The sequence below is a fragment of the Vibrio harveyi genome (genome assembly GCF_030060435.1).
GTDB lineage: Bacteria > Pseudomonadota > Gammaproteobacteria > Enterobacterales > Vibrionaceae > Vibrio > Vibrio harveyi.
This window is the reverse complement of the sequence record NZ_CP125875.1, coordinates 3,270,703-3,295,311: the sequence shown is the minus strand read 5'-3', so window position 1 is coordinate 3,295,311 and position 24,609 is coordinate 3,270,703. Positions and strand designations below refer to the sequence as shown.

Sequence of the window (24,609 nt, the reverse complement as noted above, 5' to 3'; positions counted from 1 at the left end):
GAGTAATCATCGTATAAGGAGGTGATCCAGCGCCAGGTTCCCCTAGCGCTACCTTGTTACGACTTCACCCCAGTCATGAACCACAAAGTGGTAAGCGTCCTCCCGAAGGTTAAACTACCTACTTCTTTTGCAGCCCACTCCCATGGTGTGACGGGCGGTGTGTACAAGGCCCGGGAACGTATTCACCGTGGCATTCTGATCCACGATTACTAGCGATTCCGACTTCACGGAGTCGAGTTGCAGACTCCGATCCGGACTACGACGCACTTTTTGGGATTCGCTCACTCTCGCAAGTTGGCCGCCCTCTGTATGCGCCATTGTAGCACGTGTGTAGCCCTACTCGTAAGGGCCATGATGACTTGACGTCGTCCCCACCTTCCTCCGGTTTATCACCGGCAGTCTCCCTGGAGTTCCCACCCGAAGTGCTGGCAAACAAGGATAAGGGTTGCGCTCGTTGCGGGACTTAACCCAACATTTCACAACACGAGCTGACGACAGCCATGCAGCACCTGTCTCAGAGTTCCCGAAGGCACCAATCCATCTCTGGAAAGTTCTCTGGATGTCAAGAGTAGGTAAGGTTCTTCGCGTTGCATCGAATTAAACCACATGCTCCACCGCTTGTGCGGGCCCCCGTCAATTCATTTGAGTTTTAATCTTGCGACCGTACTCCCCAGGCGGTCTACTTAACGCGTTAGCTCCGAAAGCCACGGCTCAAGGCCACAACCTCCAAGTAGACATCGTTTACGGCGTGGACTACCAGGGTATCTAATCCTGTTTGCTCCCCACGCTTTCGCATCTGAGTGTCAGTATCTGTCCAGGGGGCCGCCTTCGCCACCGGTATTCCTTCAGATCTCTACGCATTTCACCGCTACACCTGAAATTCTACCCCCCTCTACAGTACTCTAGTCTGCCAGTTTCAAATGCTATTCCGAGGTTGAGCCCCGGGCTTTCACATCTGACTTAACAAACCACCTGCATGCGCTTTACGCCCAGTAATTCCGATTAACGCTCGCACCCTCCGTATTACCGCGGCTGCTGGCACGGAGTTAGCCGGTGCTTCTTCTGTCGCTAACGTCAAATAATGCAGCTATTAACTACACTACCTTCCTCACGACTGAAAGTGCTTTACAACCCGAAGGCCTTCTTCACACACGCGGCATGGCTGCATCAGGCTTGCGCCCATTGTGCAATATTCCCCACTGCTGCCTCCCGTAGGAGTCTGGACCGTGTCTCAGTTCCAGTGTGGCTGATCATCCTCTCAGACCAGCTAGGGATCGTCGCCTTGGTGAGCCATTACCTCACCAACTAGCTAATCCCACCTAGGCATATCCTGACGCGAGAGGCCCGAAGGTCCCCCTCTTTGACCCGTAGGTATTATGCGGTATTAGCCATCGTTTCCAATGGTTATCCCCCACATCAGGGCAATTTCCTAGGCATTACTCACCCGTCCGCCGCTCGACGCCGTTATCGTTCCCCGAAGGTTCAGATAACTCGTTTCCGCTCGACTTGCATGTGTTAGGCCTGCCGCCAGCGTTCAATCTGAGCCATGATCAAACTCTTCAATTTAAGATTTTGTTCGGCTCAATGAATACTGAACATTACATAAGTAATGTTTGAATTGACTGTGCTGAATCTTTCGATTCAATGGTCACTTCGTTTCATTGAAACCTAATTTGATACCGAAGTATCTAATTGGATTATCATCAACGAGTGCCCACACAGATTGATAGGTCTATATTGTTAAAGAGCTTGGCTTTCAGTGCCTTAGCACTTAAGCGAGGTGCGTATAATACGCTTTCCACTTTGAAAGTCAACATAAAACTCTAAATTTATTTAGAACTTTATGGTGACTCGTCTGTATTCAGACAAGTCGGAAATAAAGCCTGGCGATGTCCTACTCTCACATGGGGAAGCCCCACACTACCATCGGCGCTAATTCGTTTCACTTCTGAGTTCGGAATGGAAATCAGGTGGGTCCAAATCGCTATGGTCGCCAAGCAAATTCTTTAATCTGGAAAACTGATTTTAAGTTCTACTTACACACATTCAATGTTCTTACATCGAGTCCATCAAAACCCCTTGGGTGTTGTATGGTTAAGCCTCACGGGCAATTAGTACAGGTTAGCTCAACGCCTCACAACGCTTACACACCCTGCCTATCAACGTTCTAGTCTCGAACAACCCTTTAGGATACTTAAAGTATCAGGGAAGACTCATCTCAGGGCTCGCTTCCCGCTTAGATGCTTTCAGCGGTTATCGATTCCGAACTTAGCTACCGGGCAATGCGTCTGGCGACACAACCCGAACACCAGAGGTTCGTCCACTCCGGTCCTCTCGTACTAGGAGCAGCCCCCTTCAATCTTCCAACGCCCACGGCAGATAGGGACCGAACTGTCTCACGACGTTCTAAACCCAGCTCGCGTACCACTTTAAATGGCGAACAGCCATACCCTTGGGACCGACTTCAGCCCCAGGATGTGATGAGCCGACATCGAGGTGCCAAACACCGCCGTCGATATGAACTCTTGGGCGGTATCAGCCTGTTATCCCCGGAGTACCTTTTATCCGTTGAGCGATGGCCCTTCCATTCAGAACCACCGGATCACTATGACCTGCTTTCGCACCTGCTCGAACCGTCATTCTCGCAGTCAAGCGGGCTTATGCCATTGCACTAACCTCACGATGTCCAACCGTGATTAGCCCACCTTCGTGCTCCTCCGTTACGCTTTGGGAGGAGACCGCCCCAGTCAAACTACCCACCAGGCACTGTCCGCAACCCCGATTAGGGGTCGACGTTAGAACATCAACACTACAAGGGTGGTATTTCAAGGACGGCTCCACACAATCTAGCGACCGTGCTTCAAAGCCTCCCACCTATCCTACACATGTAGGGTCAATGTTCAGTGCCAAGCTGTAGTAAAGGTTCACGGGGTCTTTCCGTCTAGCCGCGGGTACACTGCATCTTCACAGCGATTTCAATTTCACTGAGTCTCGGGTGGAGACAGCGTGGCCATCATTACGCCATTCGTGCAGGTCGGAACTTACCCGACAAGGAATTTCGCTACCTTAGGACCGTTATAGTTACGGCCGCCGTTTACCGGGGCTTCGATCAAGAGCTTCGACCGAAGTCTAACCCCATCAATTAACCTTCCGGCACCGGGCAGGCGTCACACCGTATACGTCATCTTACGATTTTGCACAGTGCTGTGTTTTTAATAAACAGTTGCAGCCACCTGGTATCTGCGACTCTCAATAGCTCCATCCGCAAGGGACTTCACCGTCGAGAGCGTACCTTCTCCCGAAGTTACGGTACCATTTTGCCTAGTTCCTTCACCCGAGTTCTCTCAAGCGCCTTGGTATTCTCTACCCGACCACCTGTGTCGGTTTGGGGTACGATTCCTTACAATCTGAAGCTTAGAGGCTTTTCCTGGAAGCATGGCATCAATGACTTCACTACCGTAGTAGCTCGACGTCGTGTCTCAGCCTTAAAAAGAGCCGGATTTACCTAACTCTTAAGCCTACGCACTTGAACCTGGACAACCGTCGCCAGGCCCACCTAGCCTTCTCCGTCCCCCCATCGCAATTGTAAGAAGTACGGGAATATTAACCCGTTTCCCATCGACTACGCCTTTCGGCCTCGCCTTAGGGGTCGACTTACCCTGCCCCGATTAACGTTGGACAGGAACCCTTGGTCTTCCGGCGAGGAGGTTTTTCACCCCCTTTATCGTTACTCATGTCAGCATTCGCACTTCTGATACGTCCAGCATGCGTTACCACACACCTTCAACCGCTTACAGAACGCTCCCCTACCCAATGTACTAAAGTACATTGCCGCAGCTTCGGTTTACTACTTAGCCCCGTTACATCTTCCGCGCAGGCCGACTCGACCAGTGAGCTATTACGCTTTCTTTAAATGATGGCTGCTTCTAAGCCAACATCCTGGCTGTCTGAGCCTTCCCACATCGTTTCCCACTTAGTAGTAATTTGGGACCTTAGCTGGCGGTCTGGGTTGTTTCCCTCTCCACGACGGACGTTAGCACCCGCCGTGTGTCTCCCGGATAGTACTTACTGGTATTCGGAGTTTGCAAAGGGTTGGTAAGTCGGGATGACCCCCTAGCCTTAACAGTGCTCTACCCCCAGTAGTATTCGTCCGAGGCGCTACCTAAATAGCTTTCGGGGAGAACCAGCTATCTCCAGGTTTGATTGGCCTTTCACCCCTAGCCACAAGTCATCCGCTAATTTTTCAACATTAGTCGGTTCGGTCCTCCAGTTGATGTTACTCAACCTTCAACCTGCCCATGGCTAGATCACCTGGTTTCGGGTCTATATCCAGAGACTGAACGCCCAGTTAAGACTCGGTTTCCCTACGGCTCCCCTAGATGGTTAACCTTGCCACTGAATATAAGTCGCTGACCCATTATACAAAAGGTACGCAGTCACACCACGAAGGTGCTCCTACTGCTTGTACGTACACGGTTTCAGGTTCTATTTCACTCCCCTCACAGGGGTTCTTTTCGCCTTTCCCTCACGGTACTGGTTCACTATCGGTCAGTCAGTAGTATTTAGCCTTGGAGGATGGTCCCCCCATATTCAGACAGGATATCACGTGTCCCGCCCTACTCGATTTCACTTTAAATGCGTTGCCGGTTACGGGGCTATCACCCTGTATCGCACAACTTTCCAGAAGTTTCACCTGACGCATAAAAAGCTTAAGGGCTAGTCCAATTTCGCTCGCCGCTACTTTCGGAATCTCGGTTGATTTCTTTTCCTCGGGGTACTTAGATGTTTCAGTTCCCCCGGTTCGCCTCGCTGCGCTATGTATTCACGCAGCGATACTAGCTTATGCTAGTGGGTTTCCCCATTCGGAAATCCCAGATTCAAATGGTTTTTACTACCTAATCTGGGCTTATCGCAAGTTAATACGTCCTTCATCGCCTCTGACTGCCAAGGCATCCACCGTGTACGCTTAGTCACTTAACCATACAACCCGAAGGAGTTTCGAGTTGATGAACAAGTCACCAAAGTTGTCTGCAATTTTTATACATGATGCAGACTCGATTTTGCCGGACTCAAATTCCAAGAACACTTGAATGTGTTGTATTGGTGTTTGTCATAAAGACAAACATTGAGAACTTTACAAACAAACTTAAAAGTTTGTTTTGTCAGCTTTCCAAATTGTTAAAGAGCTATGTTAGCTACAAGCTTGCGCTTGTGAACTATCAATCTGTGTGGACACTCATCGTGAGTAATCATCGTATAAGGAGGTGATCCAGCGCCAGGTTCCCCTAGCGCTACCTTGTTACGACTTCACCCCAGTCATGAACCACAAAGTGGTAAGCGTCCTCCCGAAGGTTAAACTACCTACTTCTTTTGCAGCCCACTCCCATGGTGTGACGGGCGGTGTGTACAAGGCCCGGGAACGTATTCACCGTGGCATTCTGATCCACGATTACTAGCGATTCCGACTTCACGGAGTCGAGTTGCAGACTCCGATCCGGACTACGACGCACTTTTTGGGATTCGCTCACTCTCGCAAGTTGGCCGCCCTCTGTATGCGCCATTGTAGCACGTGTGTAGCCCTACTCGTAAGGGCCATGATGACTTGACGTCGTCCCCACCTTCCTCCGGTTTATCACCGGCAGTCTCCCTGGAGTTCCCACCCGAAGTGCTGGCAAACAAGGATAAGGGTTGCGCTCGTTGCGGGACTTAACCCAACATTTCACAACACGAGCTGACGACAGCCATGCAGCACCTGTCTCAGAGTTCCCGAAGGCACCAATCCATCTCTGGAAAGTTCTCTGGATGTCAAGAGTAGGTAAGGTTCTTCGCGTTGCATCGAATTAAACCACATGCTCCACCGCTTGTGCGGGCCCCCGTCAATTCATTTGAGTTTTAATCTTGCGACCGTACTCCCCAGGCGGTCTACTTAACGCGTTAGCTCCGAAAGCCACGGCTCAAGGCCACAACCTCCAAGTAGACATCGTTTACGGCGTGGACTACCAGGGTATCTAATCCTGTTTGCTCCCCACGCTTTCGCATCTGAGTGTCAGTATCTGTCCAGGGGGCCGCCTTCGCCACCGGTATTCCTTCAGATCTCTACGCATTTCACCGCTACACCTGAAATTCTACCCCCCTCTACAGTACTCTAGTCTGCCAGTTTCAAATGCTATTCCGAGGTTGAGCCCCGGGCTTTCACATCTGACTTAACAAACCACCTGCATGCGCTTTACGCCCAGTAATTCCGATTAACGCTCGCACCCTCCGTATTACCGCGGCTGCTGGCACGGAGTTAGCCGGTGCTTCTTCTGTCGCTAACGTCAAATAATGCAGCTATTAACTACACTACCTTCCTCACGACTGAAAGTGCTTTACAACCCGAAGGCCTTCTTCACACACGCGGCATGGCTGCATCAGGCTTGCGCCCATTGTGCAATATTCCCCACTGCTGCCTCCCGTAGGAGTCTGGACCGTGTCTCAGTTCCAGTGTGGCTGATCATCCTCTCAGACCAGCTAGGGATCGTCGCCTTGGTGAGCCATTACCTCACCAACTAGCTAATCCCACCTAGGCATATCCTGACGCGAGAGGCCCGAAGGTCCCCCTCTTTGACCCGAAGGTATTATGCGGTATTAGCCATCGTTTCCAATGGTTATCCCCCACATCAGGGCAATTTCCTAGGCATTACTCACCCGTCCGCCGCTCGACGCCGTTATCGTTCCCCGAAGGTTCAGATAACTCGTTTCCGCTCGACTTGCATGTGTTAGGCCTGCCGCCAGCGTTCAATCTGAGCCATGATCAAACTCTTCAATTTAAGATTTTGTTCGGCTCAATGAATACTGAACATTACATAAGTAATGTTTGAATTGACTGTGCTGAATCTTTCGATTCAATGGTCACTTCGTTTCATTGAAACCTAATTTGATACCGCTTTCCGTTAAGAAAGAAATATCTAATTGGATTATCATCAACGAGTGCCCACACAGATTGATAGGTTCTTATTTTTAAAGAGCTTTTCTAACATTTTCAGCAACTTAGTTGCTCGTCGTTAGGGGTGCGTATCTTACTTCACACCGTGAGAGAGTCAAGCATTTTTTTAAATTCTTTTTTCTCTCTTCCGACTCGCTGTGTGACTTTCGTCTCACTCCGTGTCGGTGGATGCGCAGTATAGGGAGTTGAGAAATTAGCACAAGCGTTTTTTGCAAAAAAACTTTCAACCGAACAAATAACAAACACTTTGTTCAGATATACGGCAAAACAGAGGATCTTTGACGTAATTATTCGATCCTAGAGAGGAGTAAAGTCAGACTTCATTGCAGTCTTCTCGTAGTTTTTCGTCACGTTCTCCTCTTCTTTTCACAGAAATTAAAGGTAAGCCGTCTTACCAATAACCAGTTTCGACTATGGTCTATTTAAACAAAAATCGATTTTTAATTCAGATCACTGCACTTCCTTACATATCGATCAAGAATGATTCTCGTTATCACTATTGGAGAGTTATTCATGAAAGCCGCAGTTGTTAGTGAATTTAAAGGTCCGCTTGTTATCAAGGATATTCCTTTACCCAACGTTAAACCTCGTGATGTACTCGTAAAGGTTCATGCATGTGGTGTTTGTCATACTGATCTGCACGCTTGTCATGGCGATTGGCCGGTAAAACCCAAAATGCCTCTGGTACCAGGACATGAAGGTGTGGGTGAAATCGTCGAAGTTGGCAGCGAGATACATCATCTCAAAGCAGGTGATCGTGTTGGTGTTCCTTGGTTGTATAGTGCATGTGGTCATTGCGACTATTGTTTAGAAGGGCAAGAGACGCTGTGTTTAGATCAACATAACGCTGGTTATTCCGTTGATGGCGGTTATGCAGAGTTCTGTCTTGCTCATGGTGAGTACGTCGTGAAGATTCCAGATGGCTTAAGCTATGTGGATGCAGCTCCCCTCTTCTGTGCAGGTGTTACCACTTATAAGGCGCTCAAAGTAACAGATGTAAAACCAGGTCAATGGGTGGCAATTGTCGGTGCAGGTGGTTTAGGTCATTTAGCCATTCAATATGCTGTAGCTATGGGCATGAATGTTATTGCTGTAGATACTGGTGATGAGAAGCTCGCACTCGCTAAAAGTCTAGGTGCGCAACACACCATCGACTTTATGAAAGAGAAACCATCAGAGCGTATTAAGACCATCACTAATGGCGGCGTGCATGGCGTTGTATGTACTGCAGTATCGAAGCCTGCATTCCAAGAGGCTTATCACTCCATACGCCGTGGTGGCGCATGCGTTCTTGTTGGTCTTCCTCCTGAAGAGATGCCAATCCCTATCTTTGATACGGTGCTAAATGGTGTCAAAGTGATTGGCTCTATTGTTGGCACACGCAAAGACTTGCAAGAGTGCTTACAATTCGCAGCAGAAGGAAAAGTAAAAGCCATTACCGAAGTTAAACATCTTGAAGATATCAATGACATCTTTGCTGATATGGAGAAAGGTGAAATTAATGGGCGTATCGTGATGGAGTTTGCCTAGCTTTGGCTGTTGATATCTTTTCTATATAGATAGCAAAAAAAGAGCGGCACTTTCATGCTGCTCTTTTGGTCTTTGCTTTTTACTTGGGGTACTTCAGGTGAAGTCTTGGAAAAGTTATTCTTCTATATAGAAGAAAAGATCAGAGCATCCTTGCCCTTCTCTTTACGACAGAATAGTTAGGGGTATATCTAAATGCCGTTATTGTTCGATGACGCATTGAGCTCGTAAGAGTGGAGCATGCTTGCATTCCCAATAGCGTCATCTTCGAGAGGAACTTAGTTCTTCAATACTTTTACGGTGTAGCTACCATCTTTTTGTTGGTATAGACCGTGGATGTCGGTTTCGAAACCTGGGTAATGCGCACCGATCTCACAAAGCATCTCTAGGAAGTCCAGCACAGGGCGAGACTCTTGAGTCACCATTTCACCAGGAAGTACTAGTGGCACACCTGGAGGGTAAGGAAGGATCATGTTCGCACTTACGCGACCAACCATTTCTTCCAGTTTGATTTCTTCTACGTTACCGCGAAGCTCTTCTTGCCATGCTGCGTGTGGTGTTACTTTCATTTCTGGAAGAACATCGAACGCTTTGTACATTAGCTCTGGTAGGTTGTATTTCTTAGTTAGGTCATGAATTGCTTGTGCTAGTTCTTGAACGCGCATGCCTTCATAAAAGCTTGGATCTTCGTTGTATAGCGAAGGTAGGAAGCTCTTGATGGTTAGGTTCAAGTCGTAGCCACGCTTAAATTCAGTTAGACCGCGTAGCAATTGCATTGCTTTTGATTTGTCGATACCGATTGAGAATAGGAACAACAAGTTGTATGGACCTGTTTTCTCTACCACGATGCCGCGCTCGTCTAGGAATTTAGCCACCAGCGAAGCAGGAATACCTGATTCTTCTAGTTCGCCTTCTTTATTCATCCCTGGAGTCAGTAGCGTTACTTTGATTGGGTCAAGATACATGTGGTTATCATCCATGTTCTTGAAGCCGTGCCATGTGTCGCTAGGGTCTAGTTTCCAACATTCTGTGGTATCGATGTTTTCTGGTTGCCATACATCGAAGAACCAGCTGTCGCTTTCTGCTTCTAGACGTTTGATCTCTTTACGGAAGCGGATTGCGCGATCGATAGAGTCTTGCATCAACTTCTTACCAGTGTTGCCGCGCATCATTGCCGCTGCAGTTTCAGTAGAAGCAACAATGCCGTACTGAGGTGAAGTTGAAGTGTGCATCATGAATGCTTCGTTGAAAGATTCTTTATCAAAGTCACCTTTCACGTGAATCATTGAAGCTTGTGAGAACGCTGCCAACAGTTTGTGTGTTGATTGTGTCTCGTAGAACACTTTGCCTGGCATCGCTTCACCACTCATACCACATTTACCTTCGTAAATTGGGTTGAAGTTAGTGTAAGGCACCCAAGCACTGTCGAAGTGGATGTGTTTACAATCTAGCGACTCTTTGATGAATTGTGTGTTGTACAGCAAGCCATCGTAAGTTGAGTTAGTCACTACTGCGTAAGTTGGTGCTGTTGCACCTGGTGTTTTCGCCACTTTCTCTGCGATTACATCGCGGCTGAATTCGCTTTGTGGGATACCACCAAGGATGCCGTATGCGTTACGAGTTGGGCGGAAGTAGATTGGTGTCACGTCGCTCATCATCATTAGGTGAGTCAGAGACTTGTGACAGTTACGGTCAATCAGTACTGTGCTGCCTGCTGGCGCTGAGTACATACCAACGATTTTATTCGATGTAGACGTACCGTTAGTTACGATGTACGAGCTGTCTGCATTGAATGTACGTGCGATGTATTCTTCAGCATCTTTATGTGGACCTGAGTGGTCTAGTAGAGAACCTAGTTCAGGCATTGAAATTGATACGTCCGCTTTGAATGTGTTTGGACCGTAAAAATCGTAGAAGATGCTACCAGCAGGGCTTTTCTGGAATGCAGTACCACCCATGTGACCTGGAGTACAGAAGGTGTATTTACCTTCTTCTACGTATTTGAATAGCGCTTTAGTGAATGGAGGCATGATGGCATCTTTGTATGCCTCAGTCGCTTGGTTGATTTTGATAGCGATGTCGTCAGCCATACCTAAAGCGTACTCGAAGAAGCTCACGTTTAGACGTAGGTCTGTTAGTGAAATGTCTAGAGTAGACTGTTCGTTAGCAAATGCGTGAACAGGCAGTTTTTCGTTGATTTGGCTGATACGTTCACATAGCTCAAGTGAGTATTTATCCCAGTCGAACAGCACACCGCAAATGCGTGGGTTCATCTCAATCATTTTGATCAAGTCTTTATCATCTACTGGGTAAACCACTTCGTAGCCCGCTTTCTCAAGAGCAGCGTGAAGTTGACGAACTGGCTCTTCTTTAAAGAACACACCCATGTGGTTCAAGATAGCGAATATATTCATTTGGACATCTCCAAGGCGAATGAGGGCGCTCTTTGCCATTTACAGGCAATGAGTAAGGTGAGCGCCGCGTGAATTTGGGTTTATGGGCTGGCACCGTAGTGCCAGCGTTTTGGGGATTAGTTGCTTGCTTGGGCAGGCATGTCGTCAGCGTGCATTTTCACGTACTGAGCAAGACCTGCTTTTTTGCTGTAGAACATCAAGATAACTAGAGAAACGATGAAGGTTGCTGTTAGCGTACCGCCCTCTGCACCCGCTAGTGCGATGAAGCAGAACAGACAAGCCACACCAGAGAACAGCATTACGAAGCCGTTACGTGTTGTCATACCTTCGAAGCGAATCAAGTTAATGCTTGAGTAGAAGTAAGGCAGCATAGTTAGTAGAACTGCGTCAGTCGTTAGCTGGTTGAACAGGTCTGATGCGTGTGCTGTTTTAGAGCTGAAGAACATCAGTACAACCATTAACGCAGTCATCTTGATTGACGCAAGGATTAGACCTTTCTTAGGCACACCGTTTTTATCAGTTTCACCATAGATTTTAGGGAAGTTGCCGTCGTTTGCTGCGCGTTTACCCGCTTCACCTACTAGCATCATCCAAGAACCTAGCGAAGTGAAACATGCTAGTGCTGTAAATGCTGATACGAATGGCGCTGTCCAGCTACCGAATAGCTCAGTTGTTGCTAGTGCAAATGGCGCACCTGATGCCGCAACTTCTGACGCAGGGAACATGCCGCTGATCATTTGAGTTGATAGGATGTAAATCACACCTGCGATACCAGTACCCAACATAGTTGCTAGTGGTACGGTACGTTTAGGGTTTTCTACCATACCAGTAGATACCGCTGCTGATTCCACACCTACGAATGACCATAGACAGATAAGAACCGCAGTTACTACCGCGTGGCTGTCAGTGCCTGCTGATACGTTCCAGTTTTGGCTGTAAAGCGCAGTATCGAAGTGCGTCCAACCAAATGCGGCTGTACCAACAACTGGGATAAGGATAAGAACTAGACCAAGCGTACATAGACGGCTTACCCAGCTACCACCAAGTAGATTGACGAAAGTGAAGATCCATACCGATGCAATCGTCGCAATACCTGCTGGGATTGGGTTATTAAGCACAGGGAAGAATACTGAAAGGTAAGAAACACCTGTAATGGCAATAGCCAGGTTACCGATCCAGTTCGCGTGGTAATAAAGAACGCCCGTTTGGAAACCAAATACCGGAGACACTTCGCCAGCATAAGCGATAGGACCACCTTCTTGTGGGTTTTTGGTTGCCAGACGAGCGTAAACGAACGCCAGACTCAGTGCACCGACCAAACAGATCAGCCAACTGAAGATTGAAACAGAGCCTACAGAGGCAAGACTAGAAGGTAATAGTGCAATACCACTACCCATCATGTTACCGGCTACGACACCCGTACAGGCAATAAGGCCGATTTTTTTCGCATTCGATGACATAACATCTCCAAATCTATTCTACTCGAGTCAACATGACTCAAACTGAATGGTTATTAGCGAGATGCTATGAGGAGGAATCTGCTCGACCTCGCTAAATTTCGAAGTGAAGACTACGCCCAAAAACTGGGAAAAAAATAAACTTGGCGTTATCAATAAAACAATTAGCCCATCGGTATAAAGTTGAGATAAACCTTATAAACACAAAAATATAAAACCAATAAATACAGAAGGTTAGCCCAATAACATCAAACGCTCTTACCGGAAACCTAAAAACATCAACCTCAACAAATTTTCCATCAAGCTTATCAACCTCTATCAACATCAAAAGAAACCATGGCTAATTACCCAAACTGTTGACGCCGCTTTTTCCTACCTTTATTGCTCCGTTGACTTACATCAAACTTCCCTCTTCTTTTCCCCTCGTTCTGCATAGATACCAACGTAAGTACACATAAACAACAGTGTGGTTGTGACAGACAATAAGTACACAAACCAAAGGTAGAGCAATGGGGAAAAAAGGTAGATCTAGCAAAAACTCGATAAGAGCCGCTCATTAATAAACACAAGCAAAATACAAAGATGGTGAGATAGAAGATAGAAGATAGAAGATAGAATGAAAAGCCTACCCCCCTGTAAAGCAAGCTCTATTCAAAAAGTAAGAAGATAGCGATTTAATAACGTAGAGACAAAAAAGCCCCTCACCGAAGTGAAGGGCTAAGTGTCTCTGATTGATAAAAGAGGGCTTACTACAACATACGAACCACAGAAGGGTGCACTGCTCGATACATGGCGTAATCAATCGCCTTCATATTGCTTGGAAAGACCAAGTTTTCGCACAGCAAATAGGTCTCTACAGATGTATCTATATAGAATGCTTCACTGTAAGACTCACTTGCCCAATCCAAATCACCATCCAATTCCGCGTGCTTGCCTCTAATGACATAAGACAGAACTGAGTCTCGAACCTCGAGAGCTTGATTCAAATGCTGCTTAGCCAAATCGATGTCACCTGCAATGGTCTCATGCAGCGCTAACGCTTCATAAATACGTGGCTGAATTGGTCCCACCATCATCTTTGAATTGGTTTCCAATTTCTCACTCAACTGCTGAACTCTGCCTTTTCTCAGCTCCAATGCAGGATCAAGCGCCTTTTGCACATGATAGGCAATCAACAGCTCAGCTTGTACATAAGCGTTATCCGGTTCAATCTCGAGAATTCTCTCCATCAAGTCGATACCGTGCTGGAATTGATTCGCATCCGACACATTCAAGTAGTGGTTTGCCTCAACAAACAGCTCCAATGCGTCTGGGTTCATTGGCATACCCGCCACCAGCACCTTGGATTTTAATTTTGCATCTGGCACTTTTAGTGCGCGCATCAAATCTAGAGAGGCTTGCTGCATAACCGACTTCAAATGGCTATTGGTTAACGCGTATTGGCGGCTGAACAAAACCTTTTCGGAGGAGTTATTGCGATATTCCACCTCAAGGAAGCTGCCACCGTCGTTTTCTTTAACACGTACCACCACAGACTTACCCGGTACAATACCAGTAGTAAAGGTCGCCTTTTTCAACATGACTCGATAATCACTGACTTGAGCCACATCTGCCATCAACTTCTGTGCAAACCCGTCGGCTAAGTCATAGCTACGACCTTCTTTGCTGAAGTTATCCTGAAACTTGAATTCGATAAGGTGAGTATCAATGGCTTGTGTAATGCGCACTTCAGATTGCTTATAGGTAAACACCCCCATCACCACGACCAAAATACTGATCCAAATGAAGTTCATGAAACCTAATCGCCAAGGGCTGATTTTATTCGGCTTGCGCGGTGCTTTTTTCTCTTTTGACATCTCGCATACAGCGCGAGTTAACGGACCTGCCGGAAATGCAATCGTAGAAGTTGAGATTTCTGATTGTTCTTCTTCGATTTCTTCTACGATCGGAGCAAGAATCTCTGTATCACAATGGCGGCGAGCGAGGAATTCCTCGTGCGTCATCGGCGTCACATTTGCTACCAACTTGTAACCACGTTTAGGCACAGTGATCACGTAGCTGGTGTTTTCTTCTCGACCGTCGCGCAGCAGTTTACGCAGTTCAAAAATGGATTGCGTCACAACTTGGTCTGTCACAATCGCACCCGCCCAAACGTATTGGATCAGCTCTTCGCGGTTGAATACTTCACTAGCGTGCTCTGCAAGAAAATGCAGCAAATTAATTAAGCGTGGCTCAACGGTAACTTCCCTGTCTTGTCGATACAGCTTATTTTCATCAACGCTCAAAACCCAGTCATTGATTTGAAAATAGACTCCAACCATGTATGAAAACTCTCGTATCTAATAGACAGCGTCGCTTTAGGAATAGATAGGACTACACATTCTTACAGTCGACTAAAGCCGAGATTATAGGTGGGAAAACGGCTTGAACCTAGAAAAGCAAGCCGCCAAAAATGCAAACTTAAATTAAGTAGCACGCTACTCAAGGGCTGCGAGGATAGAACAGTGGCTGGCATCGTCATTGTTATGCCCACAGCAAGCGTCATTGATCTTCTTTAATGCGGTGCGAATCTTTGTCAGTTCCGCTATTTTTTCATCAATTAAAGTTAACTTTGCAGAAGTGATAGCTTTTACTTCTGCACAGCTGTGTTCTGTCGCTTCTAATTTGATTTCTAGAAGCTCTTTTATTTCCTCTAAACTTAAGCCAAGCTCTTTCGCTTTGAGAATGAAGCGTACCTGTTTTTGGTTTTCTTCGTTGTATAAGCGATAGCCCGATTCACTTCGCCCTGCGGGCTGGATCAGTGTATTTTTTTCGTAGAAACGTAATGTATCGGCAGTCACACCACAGCGTTTCGCCAGTTCACCTATCTGAAACATAACTTTCCTTATTAACTATCTCGTTACTTTTAAAGCCAAAGATCGAGTTTTTTGCAATTATTTTTGAGATGCCAAACGATTGCGCGAGCTTTTTTGTAATAAATTGGTTAGAATACGCGCCATCAAATAGTGGAGACTGTTTTCTAAGCATGAAAACACCTGCAAAGGTCTTTACCAAAACTGGCCAATATTTTACCCCATGAGGTAAAAACAAGTTCATTTTTGGCAAACATCTTTAACTCCGTGAATTTGAGGAAAATGGAAGCATGAACAACGCTCGTCCTATTCGCCGTGCGCTTATCAGCGTATCAGACAAAACAGGTATTGTTGAGTTTGCACAAGCTCTTGCTGAGCGCGGTGTCGATATCCTATCTACTGGTGGTACGGCTCGTCTACTTGCTGAGCAAGGCATCGCAGTAACCGAAGTCTCTGACTACACTGGTTTCCCAGAAATGATGGACGGTCGCGTTAAGACGCTTCACCCGAAAGTTCACGGTGGTGTACTGGGTCGCCGTGGTCAAGATGATGACGTGATGGAAAAACACGGCATCAACCCTATCGATATGGTTGTTGTTAACCTATACCCATTCGCAGAAACCGTCGCAAAAGAGGGTTGTACTCTAGCTGACGCAGTTGAAAACATCGATATCGGCGGTCCAACTATGGTTCGCTCTGCTGCGAAAAACCACAAAGACGTGACTATCGTCGTTAACGCAGGTGATTACCAGCGCGTAATCGCAGAGATGGATGCAAACGACAAATCCCTTACTCTAGATACCCGTTTCGACCTTGCTATCGCAGCATTTGAGCACACTGCGGCTTACGATGGCATGATCGCAAACTACTTCGGCACTATGGTTCCATCTTACGGTGAGAACAAAGAAGGTGATGAACCTTCTCCTGAAAACAAGAGCAAATTCCCTCGAACATTCAACCAACAGTTCGAGAAAAAACAAGATATGCGCTACGGTGAGAATAGCCACCAAGCAGCTGCTTTTTACGTAGAAGCAAACCCACAAGAGGCGTCTGTTTCTACTGCTCGCCAAATCCAAGGTAAAGCCCTTTCTTACAACAACATCGCAGACACAGATGCAGCACTTGAGTGTGTGAAAGAGTTCAACGAACCAGCATGTGTGATCGTAAAACACGCGAACCCATGTGGTGTGGCTCTAGGTAAAGACATCCTAGAAGCGTACAACCGCGCTTACCAAACTGACCCAACATCTGCATTCGGCGGCATCATTGCATTCAACCAAGAGCTAGATGCTGAAACAGCAACCGCTATTGTTGAACGTCAATTCGTTGAAGTCATCATCGCACCTTGTGTTTCTGCTGAAGCGATTGAAGTGGTTGCAGCGAAGAAGAACGTGCGCCTGCTTGAGTGTGGCGAATGGTCAACGAAGACAACGGGCTTTGACATGAAACGCGTCAACGGCGGTCTACTGGTTCAAGACCGTGACCAAGGCATGGTAAGCCTAGATGACCTAAAAGTGGTTTCTAAGCGCCAGCCAACAGAAGAAGAGCTGAAAGATGCACTGTTCTGCTGGAAAGTAGCGAAATACGTGAAATCTAACGCGATCGTTTACTCGAAAGGCGACATGACTATCGGTGTAGGCGCAGGTCAAATGAGCCGCGTTTACTCTGCGAAAATCGCAGGCATCAAAGCTGCAGACGAAGGTCTAGAAGTCGCAGGTAGCGTAATGGCATCTGATGCGTTCTTCCCATTCCGTGATGGTATCGATGCGGCAGCAGAAGCTGGCATCAAGTGTGTGATTCAACCTGGCGGCTCGATGCGTGATGACGAAGTTATTGCAGCAGCAGACGAACACGGCATGGCAATGATCTTTACAGGTATGCGTCACTTCCGCCACTAGAAAGAAAAGATGCGAGAGCGCTTCGCTACTGGATACAAGAGCGTTGCGCTCCGAGATGAGCAACACTTTCCTTTCGTGTTGCTCAAACATTTTCTAGTTCTACTACTATCAATTTTGATTGAAGGTTTAAAACATGAATGTACTTATCATTGGTTCAGGCGGTCGTGAACACGCACTAGGTTGGAAAGCGGCGCAAAACCCAAATGTTGAGACTATCTTCGTTGCTCCGGGTAACGCAGGCACAGCACTAGAGCCTAAACTAGAGAACGTAAATATCGCAGTAGAAGACATCGCAGGTCTGGTTGCATTCGCAAAAGAGAAAGCCATTGAGCTGACCATCGTCGGTCCTGAAGCACCATTGGTTATCGGTGTTGTGGATGCTTTCCGAGAAGCAGGTCTGCCAATCTTTGGTCCAACACAAGCAGCTGCGCAGCTTGAAGGCTCTAAAGCGTTTACTAAAGACTTTCTTGCTCGTCACCAAATCCCGACGGGAGCATACGCAAACTTCACTGAAATCGAGCCAGCACTCGCTTACGTACGTGAACAAGGTGCACCAATTGTAGTCAAAGCTGATGGTCTTGCCGCTGGCAAAGGCGTGATTGTGGCAATGACACTAGAAGAAGCTGAAGACGCCATCAAGGATATGCTAGCGGGTAATGCATTTGGTGATGCTGGCAGTCGTGTGGTTATCGAAGAATTCCTAGATGGGGAAGAAGCAAGCTTCATCGTGATGGTGGATGGTGAGAACGTTTTGCCAATGGCCACCAGCCAAGACCACAAACGCGTAGGCGACAAAGATACCGGTCCAAACACAGGCGGCATGGGCGCTTATTCTCCTGCTCCAGTGGTAACATCTGAAATTCATAACCGCATCATGGAAGAAGTGATTTACCCAACAGTGCGTGGGATGGCTTCAGAAGGCAACCCTTACACAGGTTTCCTATACGCGGGTTTAATGATCGATAAAGACGGTACGCCGAAAGTGATCGAGTACAACTGCCGCTTTGGTGATCCAGAAACGCAACCGATCATGATGCGCATGGAATCGGATCTTGTTGATCTATGTCTGGCTGCTATTGATGCCAAACTGGATCAAGTGGAATCAAAATGGGATCCACGAGCATCGATTGGTATTGTGTTAGCCGCCGGAGGCTACCCTGCTGCGTACGACAAGGGCGACGTTATCTCAGGTCTTCCACAAGTTGAAATTGAAGGTGAGAAGGTCTTCCACGCAGGTACACACAACAAAGACGGCGACATTGTGACAAACGGCGGCCGTGTACTTTGTGCAACAGCACTTGGTAACAGCGTATCAGAAGCACAGCAACGCGCTTATGAACTTTCAAAACAGATCAGTTGGGATGGCATGTTCCATCGCAACGATATCGGCTACCGTGCAATCGCACGTGAGCAAGAAAAATAAAAACAACTTCAGTTGGCTAAAAAGACAAAAGGCGCATTAAGCGCCTTTTTTATTCATGTGACTCCACTAGCATGAAGCTAAGCTCAGAACTTATTCAGAGATCAGCTTTGGTCGTGGGATACAATCAAAGTTGTCATCATTGAGCATCAACAATTCGTCAACAGTTGCTGTATTACGTGACTCTTTGCCGATAAACGCAATGTAGCTATCTACCGATGCCAATCTATCAATCACAAACTTAGGTAAAGTCTGGTTAAATTCCAGCGTCGCGAACTCACGTCCTTTGCAGGTTTCGAACGTCTCGCCATCCCAAAAACCTTGAATCAAACTCTGACCTTCGCGAGATTGACTCTTGATCGAAGCAACCACATCATTCGCTTCTGTCTTGTAACGCTCTAGCTGATCACGTCGTAAAGGCAGCACTTTCCCGTTCACACGGTATTGCTGATAGATCGCATCGCCATCTTTATTGAATCGAATGTGGATTTGAAAAGGCACCAATCCTTGTTTTGTATCGAGTTGCTCACCTTTTCGAATCAACTCTCTTAGCTCACCATCGTCCCAGCGATAATCACTCTGATACGAGCCGGAATCACCCATAGCTACGTAGTCTGCAGCCGTACTAACGCGTGTCAGACGTTCTGTCATCCAATACAAACTGGTGGCATCACCCATGATTTTCCCGCCAGAGAAATGGGTAAATTGGTCAAGGTTTGGGGTTTCAACAGAAGAACAGCCAACAAGAGCGAGGCTTGATAAAAGGAGTGAAGTGAGTAGATGTTTTTTCATGAAATTGCACCGAGGCAGGATACCTCGGTGCATTTTAACTTAGTTTACTGATTCTTTCAGCGCTTTACCTGCTACGAATGCTGGTACGTTAGCTGCTGCGATTTGAATCTCGTCACCAGTCTTAGGGTTACGACCAGTACGTGCAGCGCGGTGGTTTACTTTGAATGTACCAAAACCAATTAGTTGAACTTGGTCACCCTCTTTAAGAGCGCCAGTAACACCCTCAAGAGTTGCTTCAAGAGCAGCTTTAGCTTGTGCTTTAGATAGGTCTGCTTTCTCTGCAATAAAGTCGATTAATTGGGTCTTGTTCATTAGGTTTCCCTTCTCATATGTTATCGAATTCATCTCACTCTAAAACATAAATGCCCCATCTGGCAAAGGTTTGTAAGCGATCTTTCGATTTTCTGACGTAGTTTTAGCCATAATATGAGTAATAACTCACAATTTGTTACTACTTGTACGGGCAAAGCGCTTGCTTTCTAATGCAATTAGAACGATTTATAGGGCGCTTTTGCGGTTATAATCGCTTAAAATCCCGACTATCACATTACATTCAAGGGCAACTATGCTGCTGTTATCCATTTATATCTCTATTGCTATCGGCATTTCGTTTATCTGTTCGGTACTGGAGGCGGTACTTCTTAGTATCAGTCCGAGCTACATTGCGCAGCTCAAACAACAGGGGCACCCTGCTTCTGCTCAGTTAGAAAAACTGAAAGCAGACATCGACCGACCACTGGCTTCGATCCTGACCCTGAACACCATTGCTCACACTATCGGTGCAGCAACGGCAGGTGCACAAGCGGCGGTAGTGTTCGGTAGCGAAGCACTAGGTATCTTCTCTGCGGTACTGACACTGGCGATTCTTGTTCTATCAGAAATTGTGCCTAAGACGATTGGTGCAACTTACTGGCGCCAACTTGCACCATCTGCGGCGGTATCGCTGCGCTGGATGGTATGGGCACTAACGCCGTTCGTATGGTTCTCTGAGCAAATCACTAAGCGCCTAGCTCGTAACCACGAAGCACCGAAGATGCGCGATGAGTTATCTGCTATGGCCATTCTGGCAAAAGAGAGCGGAGAGTTCGCAGAAGGCGAATCAAAGATCCTGAGCAACCTACTGGGCATTCAAGACGTGCCAGTAACACAAGTCATGACACCGCGTCCGGTCGTATTCCGCGTAGACGCAACCATGACCATCAACGACTTCCTAGAGAAGCATAAAGAGACGCCTTTCTCTCGCCCACTGGTTTACAGCGAACAGAAAGATAACATCATTGGTTTTGTGCACCGTCTAGAGCTGTTCAAGCTGCAACAATCGGGCAGTGGTCAAAAACAACTCGGTTCGGTCATGCGTCCAATCCAAGTGGTACTGAACAACACAGCTCTACCAAAAGTGTTTGACCAAATGATGACTCACCGTCTGCAGCTAGCGCTTGTGGTTGACGAATACGGCACAGTACAAGGCTTGGTAACGCTAGAAGACATCTTTGAGCACCTATTGGGTGAAGAGATCATCGATGAAGCGGATAAGAGCACAGACATGCAAGAACTGGCTTACCAACGCTGGGAAAGCTGGAAAGAAAAGCACGGCGTAATTGAAAGCCGCGATGACGATGAAGAAGAGGAAGGGCTGGAGAAACAGGACAAAGAGCCAGAAGCTCAAGAGCCAACGAAGCCAGAATCTAAAGAATCGTAATCAGTACTGGGCATAACAGCCCATATGCAAAAATAAAAGGCATCCAATTTGGATGCCTTTGTTCTGTCTATTCAATAATTAAAGTGTGATGCCGATATTGCTCACGGCGTCTTCACGTAGCTCTTCACGCAAATCTTTAATCAAGCAGATGTCGCGTTCCACCGCTTCACGCAGTGGACGGAAGATCGCCCATTGAACATCCCACTCTTCACATACGGCTTCATTTTCTTTTTGATTGTCGTTGGTGATTGGCTCCGCACCTTGTGCTTGTTCTAGGTCAGCAACGGTTTTTACCGACTGTTGGCTCACTTTAAGCATTGAGTCGAAAAGGTAGTCGCGATCCAACAGGCCATGCAACAATGTCGACAGGCTCTGACACGCGTCCATCGCTGGGTAAACACCGTAAAAATCGAATTCATCCGCACTTGGGAACAACTCTTCTAACTTCTCTAATTGACGTTCGAAGTTAATTTTCGCGTTCTTAACCGTCAGAATTTCCCATACACTATCAAGAATCGCTCGGTAAGCACGTGGCTCAGCAAATTCTGTATTCTCACAAAACATCGCATAGTTTGGATACATGCGTTCACACAGACACGCCATGAAGGTAATTTGTTGCCAAGGTTCTAGTTTTTCCAAACGAACCTGAAGAGGATTCTTAAGCATAGTCACTCAATCATTGAAGAAAAAAACAGCGAAAGTGTACTTGATTCATCACAGGGAAAAAAGTTAATGCAGCATCCAAATCAGATTTTCCTGCTCTCAGAGCATCGCGACACCTACGAAACGTTACTGGCAGAGAAAAATCTGCCCGATCTTTGCCTCACCGACCAACCTGAAGAAGCTCAGATCGTACTGGCGGATCCACCATTACTATCACAAAGGTTAGACGAGTTTTCACAGCTTGAGTGGGTGCAATCCACATTTGCTGGTGTGAATGCCTTAATGTCACCAAATCTACGCCAGGATTACACTTTAACCAACGTACGCGGCATTTTCGGACCATTAATTGCCGAGTACGTAATTGGCTACTGCATTGCTCACTTCCGCCACTTTATGCAATACCACCAGCAACAGCAGAACAAGCAGTGGCAACCGCATCTGTACACCTCGCTGCAAAGCAAAACTATGGTGATTGTTGGTACAGGCAGCATTGGTAGCTACTTGGGGAATGCAGCGCAATTGATGGGAATAAAGACTATCGGAGTGAATCGTACCGGGATTCCAACTTCTGGCGGTGAATTTACTCAAACCTATCACATCAATGAACTAGCAAGCGCTTTTCACCAAGCGGATATTGTCGTGAATACGCTACCGAGCACACCGGATACGCAGCGCTTACTCAATAGTGAAGTGTTAAGCCACCTTAATCAGGCACTGTTATTTAATGTCGGAAGAGGTGATGTGATTGATGATGTAGGTCTATTGCTCGCGCTCAAGAATCGCTGGGTGGAACATGCTTTTCTCGATGTATTTGAACAAGAACCACTCTCGCCGCAACATCCGTTTTGGAAACTTCCGCAGGTAACCATCACACCCCACATCGCAGCATTGAGTTTCCCTGAGCAAGTGGTCGACATTTTTGCAGATAACTACTTGAGTTGGCGAGACGGTTTCTCTCTTAATAATCAGGTCGATTTCGATAAAGGGTATTAACCATCTTATGTCTTTAGAAACATTGCTAAAGCAAGTACGTGCCTGCCAGATCTGTGCAGACGATTTACCTTTGGGTGCAAACCCTATCGTACAAGCCGCAAAAGACGCACGCATTCTAATCATCGGACAAGCGCCGGGAACGCGCGTACACAAAACCTCGATACCTTGGAACGATCCAAGCGGCGATCGGTTACGCCAATGGCTCGATATCGACAAAGACATTTTCTACGACCCAAACAAAATTGCCATTGTCCCAATGGGCTTCTGTTATCCAGGTAAAGGAAACTCAGGTGATCTACCACCTCGTAAAGAATGTGCGCCAGCTTGGCATAAACAGATTCTTGAGCAGTTGCCCAATATAGAGCTGACGCTACTGATTGGTCAGTACTCACAGCAGTACTATCTCACCAACAAACCAAAGACGCTCACGCAAACTGTTCAGCAATGGCAGGATTGGGAACCTGACTTTATTCCACTTCCCCACCCTTCTCCACGCAACACATTGTGGTTAAAGAAGAACCCTTGGTTTGAATCTGACGTCGTGCCATATCTTAAAAAACGCGTTCATTCGATGCTTTAGGCTACCCATGATCTAATTGCTTGTTTATCTGTACAAGAAAATTAGAACATAAAGCTAGCAATCATAAACCTTTGTTTATATTAAACTTTAATGTCTAACGTGCAGCTAGAATAGTAATTAGATCATGGCAGACCAAATACTATCAGAGCTGTACTATCTTGAATTTCAGGTAAAAAAATACCGGCACTGATTGCCGGTATTTAATTTCAAAAAGTCGAAGTTACTTGTGGTATGGCTTAGATAGCTCGTGTACCGCTTCCACAAACACACCTGCGTTTTCTGGCGGCACATCCAAGTGGATACCGTGACCTAGGTTGAACACGTGACCAGTACCTGCATCGCCAAAGCCTTCTAGAATACCCGCGACTTCTTCACGGATACGCTCTGGTGAAGCGTAAAGCATTGATGGGTCCATGTTACCTTGTAGAGCCACTTTATCACCGATACGCGCTTTCGCGTCTGCGATGTTGATTGTCCAGTCTAGACCTACCGCATCGCAGCCCGTTGCTGCGATTTGCTCAAGCCACATACCACCGTTCTTAGTGAACAGCGTTACTGGTACACGGCGGCCGTCGTTTTCACGAATCAGACCATCTACAATCTTGTGCATGTATTGCAGAGAGAACAGGTTGTAGTCACGAGGTGTCAGTACACCACCCCATGTATCAAATACCATCACCGATTGTGCACCCGCTTTAATTTGCGCGTTTAGGTACTCGATAACGCTGTCTGCTAGCTTATCTAGAAGTAGATGCAGAGTTTGTGGTTCTGCGTACATCATCTTCTTGATCTTGGTGAACGCTTTCGAGCTACCGCCTTCAACCATGTAAGTCGCCAGTGTCCACGGGCTACCAGAGAAACCAATCAGTGGAACATCACCATTCAAGTCTTTGCGGATTTGACGCACTGCGTTCATTACGTATTGCAGTTCGCCTTCTGGATCCGGCAGACCGATCTTTTCAACGTCTGCTTTGCAAGTGATAGGTTTATCGAAAACCGGACCTTCACCAGCAGCAAAACGAAGTTCTAAGCCCATTGCATCTGGGATAGTTAGGATGTCAGAGAACAAGATCGCTGCATCAAGAGGAAAACGGCGTAGTGGTTGAAGCGTTACTTCTGACGCCAACTCCGCGTTTTTACACAAAGACATGAAATCGCCCGCTTGCGCACGAGTTGCTTTGTATTCTGGTAGGTAACGACCTGCCTGACGCATCATCCATACTGGCGTGTAATCTACTGGCTCTTTTAAAAGGGCACGCAGATAACGATCATTTTTTAATTCAGTCATTCCGTAATTCCAATTGTTAGGCTTTCTTTGAAAGGGGGTAT

Annotated in this window: 14 protein-coding genes and 4 rRNA genes; 6 read left to right on the top strand and 12 right to left on the bottom strand. The window is 46.9% G+C overall.

The window, feature by feature from the left end:
• Positions 1-14: 14 nt before the first annotated feature.
• The 4 genes from QMY49_RS15575 to QMY49_RS15560 all read right to left on the bottom strand — a co-directional run bounded on the left by QMY49_RS15575 (position 15) and on the right by QMY49_RS15560 (position 6,809).
• Positions 15-1,566 (bottom strand): 16S ribosomal RNA (locus QMY49_RS15575).
• A 315-nt stretch (positions 1,567-1,881) separates the two neighbouring features.
• A 5S ribosomal RNA gene (rrf, locus tag QMY49_RS15570) occupies positions 1,882-1,998 on the bottom strand.
• Between the two features lie 92 nt (positions 1,999-2,090).
• Positions 2,091-4,980: ribosomal RNA gene (locus QMY49_RS15565) — 23S ribosomal RNA — on the bottom strand.
• A 277-nt stretch (positions 4,981-5,257) separates the two neighbouring features.
• Positions 5,258-6,809, bottom strand: a 16S ribosomal RNA gene (locus QMY49_RS15560).
• The 16S, 23S and 5S rRNA genes sit together here, the layout of an rRNA operon.
• A gap of 689 nt (positions 6,810-7,498) precedes the next feature.
• On the opposite strand from QMY49_RS15560, the gene adhP reads away from it, so the two are divergent.
• Entirely contained in the window at positions 7,499-8,515 is a 1,017-nt protein-coding gene (gene adhP / locus QMY49_RS15555) for an alcohol dehydrogenase AdhP (protein WP_009697531.1), read from the top strand.
• A 275-nt stretch (positions 8,516-8,790) separates the two neighbouring features.
• Here the strand turns inward: adhP and QMY49_RS15550 are convergent, their stop codons facing one another.
• From QMY49_RS15550 to zntR, 4 genes are all read right to left on the bottom strand, one after another.
• Positions 8,791-10,926 carry a lysine decarboxylase CadA gene (locus QMY49_RS15550; protein WP_005451159.1) on the bottom strand — a complete coding sequence of 712 codons (2,136 nt, stop codon included), beginning with the start codon at positions 10,924-10,926 and terminating at the stop codon, positions 8,791-8,793.
• A gap of 116 nt (positions 10,927-11,042) precedes the next feature.
• Positions 11,043-12,386: a cadaverine/lysine antiporter gene (gene cadB, locus QMY49_RS15545; protein WP_005434864.1), complete on the bottom strand. Its 1,344-nt coding sequence runs from the start codon at positions 12,384-12,386 to the stop codon at positions 11,043-11,045.
• A 746-nt stretch (positions 12,387-13,132) separates the two neighbouring features.
• On the bottom strand, positions 13,133-14,704 hold the full coding sequence (cadC, locus tag QMY49_RS15540) for a lysine decarboxylation/transport transcriptional activator CadC (RefSeq protein ID WP_009697530.1): 1,572 nt from the start codon (positions 14,702-14,704) through the stop codon (positions 13,133-13,135).
• Between the two features lie 156 nt (positions 14,705-14,860).
• The gene (zntR, locus tag QMY49_RS15535) at positions 14,861-15,259 is read right to left on the bottom strand and encodes a Zn(2+)-responsive transcriptional regulator (protein ID WP_005451151.1); all 399 of its coding nucleotides are present in this window, start codon (positions 15,257-15,259) and stop codon (positions 14,861-14,863) included.
• Between the two features lie 266 nt (positions 15,260-15,525).
• On the opposite strand from zntR, the gene purH reads away from it, so the two are divergent.
• Together purH and purD are read left to right on the top strand one after the other, a co-directional pair.
• A complete protein-coding gene (gene purH / locus QMY49_RS15530) occupies positions 15,526-17,133 on the top strand; it encodes a bifunctional phosphoribosylaminoimidazolecarboxamide formyltransferase/IMP cyclohydrolase (RefSeq protein WP_283312279.1) in 1,608 nt (535 codons plus the stop codon).
• A 133-nt stretch (positions 17,134-17,266) separates the two neighbouring features.
• Positions 17,267-18,556: a phosphoribosylamine--glycine ligase gene (gene purD, locus QMY49_RS15525; protein WP_038899382.1), complete on the top strand. Its 1,290-nt coding sequence runs from the start codon at positions 17,267-17,269 to the stop codon at positions 18,554-18,556.
• 90 nt (positions 18,557-18,646) lie between these two features.
• Here the strand turns inward: purD and QMY49_RS15520 are convergent, their stop codons facing one another.
• Together QMY49_RS15520 and hupA are read right to left on the bottom strand one after the other, a co-directional pair.
• Positions 18,647-19,345 carry a DUF1481 domain-containing protein gene (locus tag QMY49_RS15520; RefSeq protein ID WP_009697538.1) on the bottom strand — a complete coding sequence of 233 codons (699 nt, stop codon included), beginning with the start codon at positions 19,343-19,345 and terminating at the stop codon, positions 18,647-18,649.
• A 39-nt stretch (positions 19,346-19,384) separates the two neighbouring features.
• Positions 19,385-19,657: a nucleoid-associated protein HU-alpha gene (hupA, locus tag QMY49_RS15515; RefSeq protein WP_005433627.1), complete on the bottom strand. Its 273-nt coding sequence runs from the start codon at positions 19,655-19,657 to the stop codon at positions 19,385-19,387.
• A 253-nt stretch (positions 19,658-19,910) separates the two neighbouring features.
• Between hupA and QMY49_RS15510 the strand changes: the two genes are divergently transcribed.
• Entirely contained in the window at positions 19,911-21,044 is a 1,134-nt protein-coding gene (locus QMY49_RS15510; protein WP_005451141.1) for a CNNM domain-containing protein, read from the top strand.
• A gap of 78 nt (positions 21,045-21,122) precedes the next feature.
• Here the strand turns inward: QMY49_RS15510 and QMY49_RS15505 are convergent, their stop codons facing one another.
• Entirely contained in the window at positions 21,123-21,710 is a 588-nt protein-coding gene (locus QMY49_RS15505; RefSeq protein ID WP_005451139.1) for a YjaG family protein, read from the bottom strand.
• A 66-nt stretch (positions 21,711-21,776) separates the two neighbouring features.
• On the opposite strand from QMY49_RS15505, the gene QMY49_RS15500 reads away from it, so the two are divergent.
• Positions 21,777-22,700, top strand: coding sequence for a D-2-hydroxyacid dehydrogenase (locus QMY49_RS15500; RefSeq protein WP_009700453.1), 924 nt, complete (start codon positions 21,777-21,779; stop codon positions 22,698-22,700).
• Positions 22,701-22,707: 7 nt separating this feature from the next.
• Positions 22,708-23,280, top strand: a complete 573-nt coding sequence (locus tag QMY49_RS15495; RefSeq protein ID WP_009697536.1) for a uracil-DNA glycosylase family protein — start codon at positions 22,708-22,710, stop codon at positions 23,278-23,280.
• A 220-nt stretch (positions 23,281-23,500) separates the two neighbouring features.
• Here QMY49_RS15495 and hemE read toward each other — a convergent pair whose 3' ends face one another.
• On the bottom strand, positions 23,501-24,568 hold the full coding sequence (gene hemE / locus QMY49_RS15490; RefSeq protein WP_005433634.1) for a uroporphyrinogen decarboxylase: 1,068 nt from the start codon (positions 24,566-24,568) through the stop codon (positions 23,501-23,503).
• Positions 24,569-24,609: the final 41 nt, after the last annotated feature.